The 12,962-nt window shown below is 70.1% G+C and carries 16 protein-coding genes and 1 pseudogene; 7 read left to right on the top strand and 10 right to left on the bottom strand.

Going from position 1 to position 12,962, the window contains the following annotated elements; all coding sequences use genetic code 11:
- Positions 1-124: 124 nt before the first annotated feature.
- Positions 125-526: an ester cyclase gene (locus ABZ810_RS37325; RefSeq protein WP_358411406.1), complete on the bottom strand. Its 402-nt coding sequence runs from the start codon at positions 524-526 to the stop codon at positions 125-127.
- Positions 527-574: 48 nt separating this feature from the next.
- On the opposite strand from ABZ810_RS37325, the gene ABZ810_RS37320 reads away from it, so the two are divergent.
- From ABZ810_RS37320 to ABZ810_RS37310, 3 genes are read left to right on the top strand one after another with little or no spacing between them, the layout of a single operon-like run.
- The gene (locus tag ABZ810_RS37320) at positions 575-973 is read left to right on the top strand and encodes a DUF6086 family protein (protein ID WP_358411404.1); all 399 of its coding nucleotides are present in this window, start codon (positions 575-577) and stop codon (positions 971-973) included.
- Positions 974-1,001: 28 nt separating this feature from the next.
- On the top strand, positions 1,002-1,439 hold the full coding sequence (locus tag ABZ810_RS37315) for a nuclear transport factor 2 family protein (RefSeq protein WP_358411402.1): 438 nt from the start codon (positions 1,002-1,004) through the stop codon (positions 1,437-1,439).
- 10 nt (positions 1,440-1,449) lie between these two features.
- Complete coding sequence (locus ABZ810_RS37310) at positions 1,450-1,941, top strand: metallophosphoesterase family protein (RefSeq protein ID WP_358411400.1); 492 nt, start codon at positions 1,450-1,452, stop codon at positions 1,939-1,941.
- An 11-nt stretch (positions 1,942-1,952) separates the two neighbouring features.
- Here the strand turns inward: ABZ810_RS37310 and ABZ810_RS37305 are convergent, their stop codons facing one another.
- Both ABZ810_RS37305 and ABZ810_RS37300 read right to left on the bottom strand, forming a co-directional pair.
- Positions 1,953-2,105 (bottom strand): DUF397 domain-containing protein, encoded by a 153-nt coding sequence (locus ABZ810_RS37305; protein WP_358411398.1) that lies wholly within the window; start codon positions 2,103-2,105, stop codon positions 1,953-1,955.
- On the bottom strand, positions 2,083-2,943 hold the full coding sequence (locus ABZ810_RS37300; RefSeq protein ID WP_358411397.1) for a helix-turn-helix transcriptional regulator: 861 nt from the start codon (positions 2,941-2,943) through the stop codon (positions 2,083-2,085). Before ABZ810_RS37300 ends, ABZ810_RS37305 begins: the two co-directional genes overlap by 23 nt.
- A 284-nt stretch (positions 2,944-3,227) precedes the next feature.
- Between ABZ810_RS37300 and ABZ810_RS37295 the strand changes: the two genes are divergently transcribed.
- The 3 genes from ABZ810_RS37295 to ABZ810_RS37285 are packed head-to-tail and all read left to right on the top strand — an operon-like array spanning position 3,228 to position 5,422.
- Positions 3,228-3,497, top strand: coding sequence for a WXG100 family type VII secretion target (locus tag ABZ810_RS37295; protein ID WP_358411395.1), 270 nt, complete (start codon positions 3,228-3,230; stop codon positions 3,495-3,497).
- A gap of 15 nt (positions 3,498-3,512) precedes the next feature.
- Positions 3,513-5,141, top strand: coding sequence for a hypothetical protein (locus tag ABZ810_RS37290; protein ID WP_358411393.1), 1,629 nt, complete (start codon positions 3,513-3,515; stop codon positions 5,139-5,141).
- A gap of 11 nt (positions 5,142-5,152) precedes the next feature.
- Positions 5,153-5,422, top strand: a complete 270-nt coding sequence (locus ABZ810_RS37285) for a hypothetical protein (protein ID WP_358411392.1) — start codon at positions 5,153-5,155, stop codon at positions 5,420-5,422.
- An 81-nt stretch (positions 5,423-5,503) separates the two neighbouring features.
- Here ABZ810_RS37285 and ABZ810_RS37280 read toward each other — a convergent pair.
- Positions 5,504-5,596, bottom strand: a pseudogene (locus ABZ810_RS37280) (glycosyltransferase family 2 protein); the annotation flags it as partial.
- A gap of 200 nt (positions 5,597-5,796) precedes the next feature.
- On the opposite strand from ABZ810_RS37280, the gene ABZ810_RS37275 reads away from it, so the two are divergent.
- Positions 5,797-6,672 carry a hypothetical protein gene (locus ABZ810_RS37275; RefSeq protein ID WP_358411390.1) on the top strand — a complete coding sequence of 292 codons (876 nt, stop codon included), beginning with the start codon at positions 5,797-5,799 and terminating at the stop codon, positions 6,670-6,672.
- Here ABZ810_RS37275 and ABZ810_RS37270 read toward each other — a convergent pair.
- From ABZ810_RS37270 to ABZ810_RS37245, 6 genes are all read right to left on the bottom strand, one after another.
- The gene (locus ABZ810_RS37270; RefSeq protein ID WP_358411388.1) at positions 6,665-7,561 is read right to left on the bottom strand and encodes a glycosyltransferase family 2 protein; all 897 of its coding nucleotides are present in this window, start codon (positions 7,559-7,561) and stop codon (positions 6,665-6,667) included. The genes ABZ810_RS37275 and ABZ810_RS37270 overlap by 8 nt on opposite strands.
- 87 nt (positions 7,562-7,648) lie before the next feature.
- Complete coding sequence (locus tag ABZ810_RS37265) at positions 7,649-8,485, bottom strand: CDP-alcohol phosphatidyltransferase family protein (protein WP_358411530.1); 837 nt, start codon at positions 8,483-8,485, stop codon at positions 7,649-7,651.
- A gap of 7 nt (positions 8,486-8,492) precedes the next feature.
- Positions 8,493-9,548 (bottom strand): iron-containing alcohol dehydrogenase family protein, encoded by a 1,056-nt coding sequence (locus tag ABZ810_RS37260; RefSeq protein ID WP_358411528.1) that lies wholly within the window; start codon positions 9,546-9,548, stop codon positions 8,493-8,495.
- Between the two features lie 180 nt (positions 9,549-9,728).
- Positions 9,729-10,460 (bottom strand): phosphocholine cytidylyltransferase family protein, encoded by a 732-nt coding sequence (locus ABZ810_RS37255; protein ID WP_358411386.1) that lies wholly within the window; start codon positions 10,458-10,460, stop codon positions 9,729-9,731.
- A gap of 2 nt (positions 10,461-10,462) precedes the next feature.
- Positions 10,463-11,134 carry a DUF5941 domain-containing protein gene (locus tag ABZ810_RS37250; RefSeq protein WP_358411384.1) on the bottom strand — a complete coding sequence of 224 codons (672 nt, stop codon included), beginning with the start codon at positions 11,132-11,134 and terminating at the stop codon, positions 10,463-10,465.
- On the bottom strand, positions 11,131-12,885 hold the full coding sequence (locus tag ABZ810_RS37245; protein ID WP_358411382.1) for a CDP-alcohol phosphatidyltransferase family protein: 1,755 nt from the start codon (positions 12,883-12,885) through the stop codon (positions 11,131-11,133). The genes ABZ810_RS37250 and ABZ810_RS37245 overlap by 4 nt, the downstream gene beginning before the upstream one ends.
- Between the last annotated feature and the right edge of the window lie 77 nt (positions 12,886-12,962).

The following is a 12,962-nucleotide window of genomic DNA, read 5'->3' as shown; positions in this document are numbered from 1 at the left end:
ACGGCGGTCCTCCGATCCGGCCTCAGGCTCCGTGGACAGAAGACCGATGCCCTGGCATCCCGCATGGGATGCCAGGGCCAGGTCGAGAACCTCAGCTCCCCGGCGGTGCAGAACAAGCCTGCTGTCAGAGCGCGCCGAGCGCCTGCATCATGCCGAGCCCGTCCGAGACCACCCAGTACTCGGCGAGCCGCCCGTCCTTGATCCGGAAGATGTCCTGCCCCCTGAGCCCGACGCGCGTCCCCGGCTCGGCCGTCGCCCCCGGGATGCCGCCCTTGTACGACCCGTACAACGTCCACCCGGCGGCGATCATGCCGTTCCCCAGCACGGGCCCGGCGGTCAGCTCCGTGGTGATGTCACCGAACATCGCATGCGACTGCCTGACCTGGTCGGCGAACTCCGCCGGCCCGCGCACCTCCACCGAGGGCCAGTGCCCGACGGCGTCCGGTGCGATGATCTCGTCGGCGACGGCGAAGTCGCCCTGCCACAGGTCGAACAACCACCGCCGGTAAAGCCTCTCGTCGTCCATACCGCCCCCCTGCCCGAGATCCCCCCGTTCATGCACGTCAGGAGCCCCGTGAGCCAGTTCTTCAACGCCGCCGGCGAGACGCTGTGGAACCCCTCCAACGGCGTGGCGTCCCTGTTCATGCGCACGGCGGAGACCCTCGCCCCCGAGGCGGGGACACCGACCGGGATCGGCCCCATGGAGAACGACGAGTGCGAGATCGACCTCCCCGCCTTCACCACGTTCACCGGAGCCCTCGTCCAGCGTCTCGAACGAAGCGGCCACCCGATCCTGCACGCCCTGATGGAGGGCTTCGTCGCCACAGCCCTCGTTTTGGTAGAACGCGGCGGCGTACCCCTGCCTCCCGCAACCTCCGGCCCCCGGCGCGACGTCCACGTCGGCATGGAACCACCGGCCCGCCGCGACTGGTCCGAGCTCGCGGCGCGGCACGCCCGCGCGATGCCCCGCTGACTTACCAAGCGCTTGCTACGATGCGGGCATGCCGCTCTCCCCGCTAGAGATCTCCGACCGCATCGAGATCGGCGAGGTGCTCGCCCGCTACGCCCTGGCCGTGGACTCCGGCCGCTGGGACCTCCTCGACGGCGTCTTCACCCCGGACGCCACCCTCGACTACAGCTCGGCCGGCGGCGTCACCGGCACGCTGGACGAGGCGAAGGCCTGGCTGGCGGAGGTGCTGCCCGCGTTCCCCGGCCGCCAGCACCTCATCACCACCCCTCTGATCGCGTTCGACGGCGACCACGCCGAGGTCACCGCCTCGTTCACCGACACGCTCGCGCCCAGCCGCGGCATGATCAAGGCGGACGCCCCCGGCCTGGCCCGCGGCGGCGGCTGGTACCACCACCGCATGACCCGGACGGCGGGCGGCTGGCGCAGCCGCGAGATCGTCCTCGAACAACTCTGGCGCACGATCCAGTAAGAATGGCCTGGTGAAGGTCATCGCCATCTCGGACACCCACGCGCCCCGCCGCTGGAAGTCCTGCCCGCCCGCGGTCGCCGAGCATCTGCGGGACACCGACCTGATCCTGCACGCCGGAGACGTCTGCACCGCCGACGTCCTGGACGAACTCGCGGCCTACGCGCCCGTCCACGCCGTCATGGGCAACAACGACGGCCCCGACGTCGCGGCCTGGGGAGCCCCCGAGACCCTCGAACTCGACCTGGACGGCCTCAAGGTCGCGATGATCCACGACAGCGGCCAGGCCAAGGGCCGTACAGCCCGCATGCGCCGCCGCTTCCCGGACGCCGACCTCGTCGTCTTCGGCCACTCCCACATCCCGCTGGACGAGACCGGCGACGGCATTCGCGTCTTCAACCCCGGCTCCCCCACCGACCGCCGCCGCCAACCCCACGGCACACTGGGCCTCCTGACGATCGAGAACGGCTCCCTCACCGAGGCCCAGATCGTCCCGGTGACCTGACCGCGCCCGCGTCAGTGCCCGCCCTCGCCCCGCTTCACCCGCGTGACAAGCTCCGCGAACACCTCAACGGGCAGAACGAGATGCCCCGCCTCAGGCGCCTTGGAATCCCGGACACCAACCCGTCCAGAAAGATCGGCGACCTCAACGCAGGAGCTGTTCTCCATTCCCTGGCTTCGGGTGGATTTGCGCCACTGGGTCATAGGTGGTGGCCTCCATGGTCCTCTCGATCAGGCGTCGGGTGGCGTTTTCGGGCAGGGCCACCGCGCCGATCCGCTCGTACCAGTGCCGGAAGTCTGCGACCTCCGCGCTTGTTTGCACCAGTCTTCCACCGCCGAGCGCCTCGGTATATACGAGATCGTTGCGACCGATCCGCATGATCTCGAACGCACCCGCGAGACCCGGATGGGCGCCTGAGGTCTTGGGAACCACCCGGACACTCACGTTGGGCAGCGTGCCGACCTGAAGAAGCTTGGCGAGTTGCTCCCGCATGACTTCGGGGCCGCCGATCCACCACTCGAGAGCGGCCTGACCGATCACAATCCACAGCATGGGCGCGTTCGTCGTGTGCAGACGCTCCTGCCGTTGCATGCGTTTGTTCACCTGCCCGTCCAGGTCCCGCACCCCGAACGCCTCGAACAGCGCACGCGCGTACTCCGGGGTCTGGAGCAGTCCAGGCACCACGTTCGACTCGTAGATCCACAGCGCGGAGGACCGCGCCTCCAACTCCAGGTGGGCCTTGAACCAGTCGGGGTCGCTGGCGAACATCGCGTAGTGGACCATCACCCCGAAGAGGCCTCCGGTCCTCCACGCCTCGTCGATCTTCTCGGCCTGGTCCGGCGCGAGCTTGGCCTCCCCGTTCTCCAGCCTGGAAACGCTGGAACGGGCGCAGTGGAGCAGCTCAGCGAGCGCGTGACCAGACCAGCCGTTCTGCTTGCGCAGAAAGCGCAGTTGGCACGAGATCCAGTGCCACATGGACGTGCGCGGGTCGGGGGACTCGTTCATCCTGACGCCTCCACCGCCGGGGCGGAAAGTTCTGGATCCACCAAGGACCAGCGCCACATTAACCGCGGAGAGTGACCATCGACTCACTATCGAGCAAAGTGACGCCGACTGAGCTCGGCCAACGACACCAGCACTCCGGTACGGCGACTGACAGGCCGAGTTGATGGACGAAATGGGCCTGGTTCGGATGGCGGTCGATCCGTAGGCTGAACGCCGTCACCCACAGGCCCCAGCCTTCACCCCGCGGCTGCCGGCACCTTCCGCGATGAAGGGACCCGCCCGCCATGACCGACAAGCGCGGCGCCAGCATCGGCGCGCTCGAAGACCTGTCGAGGACGTTCAGCAAGCACTCCAGGAACCTGGACGCCCTGATCAAAGACCTCAACGGCCGTACGGTCTCCAGCAACGAGATCTGGTGGGGGCCGGGCGCCGACCGGTTCCGAGCCGCCTGGATGGAGGCCAAGACCGCGTTCGACAAGATGGCCGTCGCCCTCGAACAGGGCGGCCAGGACATCAAGCGCTCCCAGCAGAACATCGAGGCGGCGACCCGCTGACCGCGTGCCTGTCCGATGAGCCGGGCGGAGCAGGCGGCGGCGCGACTACAGCGGGTCAAGCAACTGGCTGAGCGGCACGGCCCGGCGTTGCGGCATGCCTTCGGAGTGCTCCTGGAGGACGCTCTGATCGGCCCCGCCGGTGACCGGCTGTTTCAGGGGCTGGCCGAGCGGCACCGTGACGCGCGTTCGGCGTTCTATGCCGCGTTCGACGCGGTGGAACGGCTCGCGGCCCAGGCCGAGGCAGGGCCGCCACGACTCGGCGAGCCGTACATCCCCGGCCCGCCTCGCGGTGGCCGCCGCGCCCCTTCCGACGTTCGGGGCGGGTCTCCCGACGCGCTGCACCGGCTCGGTGCCGAGCTGGGCCGAGCCGGACGCGAATGGCAGGACGCCGGTGACGCTCTGGCCCGCATATTGGACGGCCTGGGGCTGAGCACCTCCCCGGCGCACTCGGTCAGCCGCGCCGGGCGTTGGGTGGCCGCGCAGCAACACGACGTTCACCGGCGCCGCGACGAGCTGATCAAGGCCGACCAGCAGCAGGCCTTGCAGGCCGCGCTCGGAACCGTCCAAGGCGTCGCCCGCGCTCTCGGGCGGCCCCGCGAGTCGCGGAACACCGTCGGAATCGCCCTGAACAAGACGTGGAACGACTACACCCGTCGCTACCTGCCCGGGGTGTGGACGGGCACCAAGGACATCGGGCTCGCCGCCCTCGCGTCCAACCCGGTGACCGCGCCGGTCTACGCGCTCGAAGACTGGGACAGCTGGCTCCAGCGCGGCCCGGTAGGCCAGGTCAAGGGCGTCGTCCAGGGCGTCCAGCATCCGATCGCGTTCGCCAAGGCGATGATCGACTGGGACGAGTGGAAGAAGGACCCCCTCCGCGCGTTCGGCAAGACCGTCCCCACCCTCGTCATCTCAGCGGTCACCTTCGGCACCGGCACAGGAGCCGGTGCCGGAGCCAAGGCGGGAACGGCATCCACCCGTTTCGGCAAAGTCCAACGCTCCGACGCCGACCAGCCGGACAGTGGAAAGACCTGGAAAGGCGAAGGCGGGCTGAAGCTCAGCGCGAGCGACAATGCGGCCGCGGACCGTTTCATCCAACGAGCCCGGACCAGCGAACCAGCGATCACATCTCGGATGACGAACATCGCCGACGATGTCGGAGCCCAGATGGTGGGCCTCCGGGAGGCTCTGAAAACCGAGGTCTCACTGAAACGCAAGATTGCGACAAAGCTCAAGATACGTACAGCGTGGACCATCGACGATGCGCTCGCCAGTATCAACGACTCGGTGCGCTATACGATGAAACTGTCGGATGCGAACTACGCCGGGGGCGTCCGGCAGGCCACGCATCAACTCAGGGCACAGGGATACGAACTTGTACCGGGATCCTGGAAGAACACCTGGGGCGGCGCGGGATATCAGGGCATCAACTCGACCTGGCGTGACCCCCGGACGGGTCAGATCTTCGAGGTTCAGTTCCATACCCAGCAGAGCTTCTGGGCGAAGACCGTCACCCACGGCCTGTACAAGAGGATCCGCTTGCCCGGCACCAGCCGCGAGGAAGTCTCCCGGCTGGAGCGGGAGCAGGATGACATCTTCGACGACGTCCCTGTCCCTGACGGGGCGCCGGACATAGGTCCCGACTAGAAAGGCCGGACGTGAGCAACGAGACACCCAAGATCACCTACTACGCCCTCATCGACGACGCCCATCCAGTCGAGCGACCCGCAGGAATTATGCGACGCATACACGCCGAGCCGATTTCAGTAGATGAGGCGTTCACCAAGAACATGGAATGGGAGCCGACCGAGTTCTTGCGACTCCACTATCTGGGGCACAACGAAGACGACTACGTTGAAATCTCGCAGAGCCATGCGGAAGCCGTGATCGCCGGATGGAAACAAGGCCGATCAGACCAGGGCCTCTGAGTCGGAGACCGCGGTATTCGCCGCGAGTTGCTCACCGGGGAGGACGTCGTTCTGGATCCCGGCGAGCCGCACAGTGTGGTTTCAGATGATGGGGGGGCGGCCGGTGCGGGTCATGCGCCAGGCGGTGCGCCAGGAGATGGGGCGGCGGGGGCCGGCGGGCTTGCGCCAGCCCTCGGCTCGGTCGATGACGTCTCCCTGCACCCGGGATTTCCCCAAGGCGCTCCCGCCTTGCAGCGAGGGCTCAGCACGTACGGTAGGAGCAATCCGAGCGAGATGATCGCCGAAGCGTTCGCCGAGTGGAGACTCAACTCCCATCCACGGCCCATCGCTTCGGCCGTCGGTGGCTTCATCGACAAGCACTTCAAGGGGAAGTGATGATCCAGGTCATCCCTCCGGCGAGCATCTGTGATTCATGCGCGCGACTCAGGGATGTCCCCAATCCCGACTACGACCCGGAGACAAGCACGAATGTGCTGGATGTAGGCAGTATCTATTACTGTGCTGCTTTCCCCGACGGTATCCCCAACGACATCTACCGCGAAGGATACGACCATCGGCTGCCCTACCCCGGGGACCAAGGCATCCGCTATGACTTCGAACCAGGCAACCAGGCCCCCTTGGAGGCGTTCGAGAAAGAGACCCCGGCGGACCAACGCACCAGAGATGTCACCGGCAGTGCTCGGGGGTGGGCTCGGGAGATGGTGGTGCTCAAGCGGCGGCGACTGGGGCTGGTGGGGCGATTGCTGGATGCGCCACAGCTGGTGGTGCCTGTACGCAGTGACGGGTCTTGGGCGCAGTGGGATCTCGACGAGTTCTCCATGCTCGGGGTCTCCACCACGGGGCCGCGGACGCTGGACTTCGACGAGGACGACGATCATGCGGGATGGACGCCCATCTCGGCGGAGCAGCTTGCCGCAGGTGTGTCCGAGGACGTCTGGCTTTATGTCGACCAGGGCGGGCCGCTGCTACCGGGGCGAGACCTGAGATCCACGGCCGTTCCCCTGCTGCGTGCCGCACGTGCCCACGCCGCCGGTCGGGCGAGCGAGGACACGCTCATCGAGGCGTTCAAAGCCGCCGACGTCTACCGTCCACGACGACCGGCGGAGCGGCTCGGGGTGTTCAGTTCGCTCCTCGCGTTGGAGGCATCAGGGAGCGGCTCGCACTGGTCCCGGGAGCGCGGCGGCGAGCTTCTCACCGGGGAGGAGCTGGTGCTGGACCCTGGTCTGCCGCACAGCGTGGTTTTCAGATGATGGGGGGGCGGCCGGTGCGGGTCATGCGCCAGGCGGTGCGCCAGGAGATGGGGCGGCGGGGGCCGGCGGGCTTGCGCCAGCCCTCGACGAAACCCTTGAACCAGGGCTTGAGGGCGCTCGGCCTGCGCTCGCGGAGGAGGGTCATGCCGACCCAGACGGCGAGGTAGGTGAGCGCCAGGGGCCACGGGAGGTTGCGGCGGGCCAGCCAGACGCGGTTGCGGGCGTTGTAGCGGTAGAACATGTCGTGCCGGGTGGGCAGCACCGCGGGGTGGAACATGACCGCGGACGCGTCGTAGACGATGCGGTAGCCGGCGTTGAGGGCCTGCCAGGCGAGGTCGGTCTCCTCGTGCGCGTAGAAGAAGTCCTCGGGGAGGCCGCCGGCGGCGTCCCAGGCGGCGCGGCGGACGGCGCAGGCGCCGCCGAGGAACGTGGTGACCTCGGAGGAACGTTCGGGGTCGCCGGCGCGCAGGCGGGGCACGTGGCGGCGCTCACCGCGGCCGCCCTCGGGGTCGCGGACGCGGAACGAGATGATGCCGAGGTCGGGATCGGCGGAGAAACGGTCGCGCAGGTGGACGCCGAGACGGGTCGAGCGGTACCAGCCGTCGTCGTCGAGGAAGAGGATGACGTCGCCGCAGGACGCCTCGACGCCGCGGTTGCGGCCCGCGGGGATGCCGACGTTGCTGGGCAGCGGGACGGGCTTGACACGTTCGTCGTCGAACGGGGCGAGGCCGGCGTCGGGCACCGGGTCGACGCCGTTGCCGACCAGCACGACCTCGACGTCGACGTGCTCCTGCTCGAGCGCGCTGCGGACCGCCCGGGCGAGTTCCTCGGGACGGTTACCCATCGTCAGCACGACGACCGACAGCTTCAACGTGACGCTCCCTGCCATTCCACGATCCTGCACAAGTCTGTCACCTTGATGACACCTTTGCGCAAGATCGCATTGGCCGCGGTGTGATCTGGGCGTTGTTGACGGTCACTTGAGCCTCCGCGACGCCAGGATGCTCACGAGGTGGAGCAGCGTCTGGAGGACGGCGACCAGCGCCACCGCGACGGTCAGCACCCGCATGGCGGCGGGCGTGTCGTTGCCCATGACGGTGTCGAGCACGGCGGCGGCCACGATGAGCAGCGACAGCTCGACCGCGCCGATGATGCGGTGGAGGCGCAGCATGGACGCGGCCTGCCGGGCCAGCGCGATGTGCGTGGAACGGGGGCGCAGCGCGCGGTCGCCGCCGGCGGGGTCGGCGGGCAGCCCGGACTTGGCGCGGGCGACGACGACGTTGTCGGTCTCGGCCTTGATCAGCGCGGCGCCGAGGGCGGCGACCAGGCCGAGCTCGACCCAGCCGCCGCTGGTCCAGCCGCCCTGGGCGGCGAAGCCCAGGCCGATGAGCAGCGACACCTCGGACAGGTAGTGGCCGATGCGGTCGAGGTAGACCCCCGCGACCGAGGTCTGCCGGAGGTAGCGGGCGACCTCGCCGTCCACGCAGTCGAGCAGGAGGTAGATCTGGATCAGCACCGCGCCGCCTATCGCGGTCCACAACGTGCCGTCGACCGGCAGCGAGACGACCAGGCCCGCGACGACGCCGCTCAGCATCATCAGGTAGGTCAGCTGGTTGGGGCTGAGCCCCAGCCGCAGGGAGATCCAGGCGAAGTAGGGCGAGAGGGCGCGCATGTAGAGGCGGCCCGCCCAGTGCTCCTCGTTGCGCCGGTCCTTGAGCCCGGGCGGCTGCCCGTAGCGGCGGATGTCTGCGACCTTGGCGGAACGGCGGGACGGGCGGGCGTCCTGCTCGGCGGGGGGCGCGTCGGCGGCCATGGTCCGCTCAGCCTCCAAGGGCTTGGACATACTCTTCCACCGCCTTGCGGATGGCGGCCTGGTCGAGCGCGAGATGCTCCAAGATCGTATAGCGGCCCGGCCGGGTCTGCGGGGCGTAATGCACGGCTTCGGTGAACTGCTCGGTGGTCAGGCCGACGTCGCCGGGCGTCCTGGGCAGCTTGTGCCGTTCGAGGCACGCGACGATCTCCGCCAGCCGCTCGCCGCCGGCGCCGAGGTGGGTGGCGCGCAGGTGGTAGCAGAACGCGGCGCCTATCCCGGCGAGCTCGCCGTGGTTGGCGGTGCCCGGGTAGAGCTGGTCGATCGCGTGCAGGATCTCGTGGTCGCCGCCGCTGGCCGGACGGGAGTCGCCGGCGAACGACATCGCCATGCCCGAGAGCACCAGGCTCTCGGCCAGCACGGTCAGGAACCGGTCGGAGTCGACCGTGCCGGGCTGGTGGAGCAGCGCCTCGGCGGCGGTGCGGGCGACGGTGAGCGCCATCCGGTCGACCTTCTCGCCCTGCTCCTCGGCCGCCAGCAGCCAGTCGTCGACCGCGGAGAAGTTGCTCACCACGTCGCCGATGCCGGCGCGGACCAGGCGTTCGGGCGCGGCCCGCACGTAGTCCAGGTCGACGACCATGGCCAGCGGCATGACCACGCCGAACGAGCCCTTGCCCTTGTCGTGGGTGAGGGAGGCGACCGGCGAGCAGATGCCGTCGTGCGACAGGTTGGTGGCCACCGAGACCATCGGGATGCCCGACAGGGTCGCCGCGTACTTGGTCGCGTCGATCGTGCGGCCGCCGCCGATGCCGACGACCGCCTCGTACGACCCGGCGCGCAGCTTGGACGCCAGGCTGACCGCCGCGTCGACGGTGCCGCCGTCCACGTGGAACACCTCGCACGCCGCCAGCGACGGCTTCACGTGCTCGGTGATCTGGTCGCCCTGCCCCGGTCCGACCGCGATCGCCACCCGCCCCTCGGTGACGATGCGCTTGTCTGCCAGGAGCTCGCCCAGGGCCTTGATGGCACCGGGCCGGACGTCGATGGACAGCGGCGCGTTGAGCATCCGCGTCAGCAGGGGCATGTGCCTTCCTTTTCCGGCTCACGGGTCGCCGTTCCGGAGGAGGGCCGCGGGGGCGGCGTCACCGGGGCGGCTCCGCCGTGACCGGCGCCGCGGGGGCGCCGGTCACGGACCGGAGGTCGCGTGGTGGGTCGGTCGGTGCCGGCTCGGTCGGTGCCGGACCGGTCAGTAGGTCTTGGCGATGCGCCGGGCCTTCTCGAGGTCGTCGTGGTTGTCGACCTCGACCCAGTCGACCGCGCCGATGGGGGCGACCGCGATGGTGCCGCCGCGGTTGACCAGCTCCTGGTAGCCGTCCTCGTAGTAGAGGTCCGGGTCGCGCTCCCAGGTGGCCTTGAGCGCGTCGGCGAGCGGCTCGGCGGCGGCCGGCTCGATCAGGGTGGCGCCGATGTACTCGCCGGCCGCGGTGGCCGGGTCCATCAGCTTGGTGATCGTCTTGAGGTGGCCGGCCTCGTCGAGGGTCACCTTCATCTCCTCGTCGGCCAGAGTTTTCACGTTGTCCACGGCGAGGAGGATGTCCGGTCCCCGGTGGGAAAGTAGCGTCTTCTCCACGCTCACCGGATGCACGGTGTCGCCGTTGACCATGAGGACGCCCTTGGAGAAGTGCTCGCGCGCCAGCCACATGGAGTAGGCGTTGTTCCACTCCTCGGCCTTGTCGTTGTGGACGAGGGTGATCGACACGCCGTAGCGCTCCTCGAGGGCCGCCTGGCGCTCCTCGACCGCGCCGGCGCGGTAGCCGACGACGATGACGACGTCGGTCAGCCCGACCTCGGCCAGGTTGCCCAGCGCGATGTCGAGGATGGTCGTCTCGCCGTCGACCGGCACCAACGCCTTCGGCAGCGTGTCGGTGTACGGCCGCAGCCTCCTGCCCGCGCCCGCCGCCAGCACCATCCCGATCATGCTTAATCTTCCTCCAGGTCGACGATCACGCCATTACCGCGTCCGGTCCGCAACCACGTCGTGACGCTTTCGCTGACGAACAGCACGCCAAGATAGGCGGCCAACGCAGCGTACGCGAACGGGAGAAGCCCGGAGAGGCCCACGAACGCCACAACGAGCATGCGGCCCTCCCAGCCGAGGCCGGCCCGGAAGACCCAGTCCTGTGGCCAGAGCCGCTGGCGGGTGCGGTACACGGTGTCGTAGTGGTGGTACGCGAGCACGGCGATCAGCGCGTAGATCAGCGGCGCCGACACGCCCTGTGCGAACCCCAGTACGGCCAGGTAACCATACTCGATCGCGCGGATGATGGGCGGGACAAGCCAGTCAAGGCGCCCATTGTGCGGGTGACTGGAGGCCGGTCCGGTCAGCAGCAGGGCCACCGCGGGGGCGAACAGCGCCGGGGTGTTCTGGTCGCCGACGCCGGCCACCAGCAGCACGCCGGTGATCACAGCCGCGATCACGGCGCCCGGCAGCGGCGGCAGCTGGCCGCGCGACAGCCGCCCGAGGGCCACGCAGAGGGGGCCGTCGTCGCGGAAGGCCCGCAACTGCCGGCTGGCGAACGCGGCGGCGCCCTGGGTCTCGGCCTCCGGGGTGCCCGGCTCGTTGATCGCCGAGTCCTCGGCCATGGCGGTCATCGCGCGATCGACCTCATCACTCGTCCGGTCAGCGTGTACAGGGCGGCCACCACGCCCCAGGCGAGGAGGGCGATGAAGGTGACCTTGGCGTTGAACAGCGCGGCGGTGATCGCGATCAGCGCGAACCGCTCGCCGATGGGCAGCACGATGACCTTCTTGGCCCAGTGCAGGACACGGACCTGGGAGGTGCGGCGCGAGAGCCGTCCGACCAGGCTGCCACCGCCCGGCGCGGGGGCCGGGGCCTGCTGCGCCTGGGGCGCGGCGGCGGGCGCGGGCGCGGCGGCACCGTCGCCGGGCTGGTCGAGCGGCGTCGTCGGCAGCGGTTTGGCCGCCCGCGCGCGGTTGCCCGCGCCGTACGAGAAGTCGATCATGTGCCGGACGGTCTGCAGGGCCAGCGCGGCCACCGCGAGACCCCACACGTTGCCGCCGTAGACGCTGCTGTCGTACGCCGCGGCGGTGGAACCGACCGCCAGGCCCGCGAAGACGGTGTACTCCTTCGCCCGGTCGAACACCGCGTCGAGCCAGGCCCCGAGCGTGCTGAACTGCCGGGTGTAGCGCGCCAGCTGCCCGTCCACGCAGTCGAAGACGAACGAGAAGTAGAACAGCACGCCGCCGACGATCATCCCGGTGCGGCTGCCCGCGGCGAACCAGACCGCGGCGACCACGGCGATGCCCATGGAGATCGACGTGACCATGTTGGGCGTCATCCCGCGCCGGGCGGCCCAGCGGGCGATGTAGCGGGAGTAGGTGCTGACGGCGAACGTGGTGAAGAAGCCGTCGTTGCTCTTGACCGCGGCCTTCAGCCGGATCTTGTCCTCGTCGGTCGCGCCGATCCGCTCGGCCGCGGCGCGGGCGCCCTCCTCGCCGTCCGCCCGCAGGCTGACCAGCCGGGGGTCGCCGTTGCCGGTGACCGCGACGCCCTCGCGCACCAGGCCGACGAGCAGCAGCTCGATCGCCTCGGGCGCGCGCCCGCCCCGCTCACTCCCACCGCTCTGCTCGCCCTGCCCGCCCTGCCCGCTCTGCTCGCCCTCGGGCTCCGCCGGAACGAGCCGTTCGGGCCCCTCGGGGTCGTCCAGCAGCAGCGCGAGCCGCTGCGCGACGTCGGAGAGCGCGGCGACGCGGTAACGGGCGACCCGCAGCGCGCCGGGGAACCCGGCGTTGGGCGCGGTCACCCGGTGGTACGGCGAGCCCGCGGAGGCGATGCGGCCGCGCTCCACCCGGATCGCCGTGCCCGGCACAACGGTCGGCGCGGCGGTCGGCGCGGCGGCCGGCGCGGCGGTCGGCGCGGCGGTCGGCGCGGCGGCTGCGCCCTCCGGCTCGGCGGCCGGGGCGTCGGCGGGCGCGACGGGCGGCGCGGCTGCGGGCTTGGGGGCGGGGATGGTCAGCGCGGTGGCGGGGCCCTTGGCGTCGAGCAGGAGGCGGGCCAGCGGCTCGTCCCCGGTGACCAGGTCGCCCGGCAGCACCACGACGGTGTCGTCGGCGCGTTCGGCCAGCCACGCGATCTCCCGCAGGTCGCCCGCGGCGTCCGCGGACTCGATGACCTCGTGGCCGTCCTTGCGGAGGCAGGGCGCGAGATCGGGGCGGGTGATGACGTGATGGTCCGATACCTTGAGCGTGACCAGCTGGGCCCGGAGCCGTGCCAGCAGCGTCATCGGCTCCGGCGTCTCGCCCGGCCAGGGCAGGGTCGCCGTGGGGGCCGGCCCGGGTCTTCCCCCGGCCCGCCCGGTCGCGATGATTACCGCTACGGTCATCGGCGCCTCCGGCCGCGTGGATCGTGGTCTGGGTGAGGGTGCCCGCCGCGGTCCGCTCCAGGTGGGCTCCACGGGCG

It is taken from the genome of Spirillospora sp. NPDC047279, assembly GCF_040643285.1.
Lineage (GTDB): Bacteria > Actinomycetota > Actinomycetes > Streptosporangiales > Streptosporangiaceae > Spirillospora.
The sequence above is the reverse complement of the archived record's forward strand: the minus strand, read 5'-3'. Positions and strand labels throughout refer to the sequence as shown.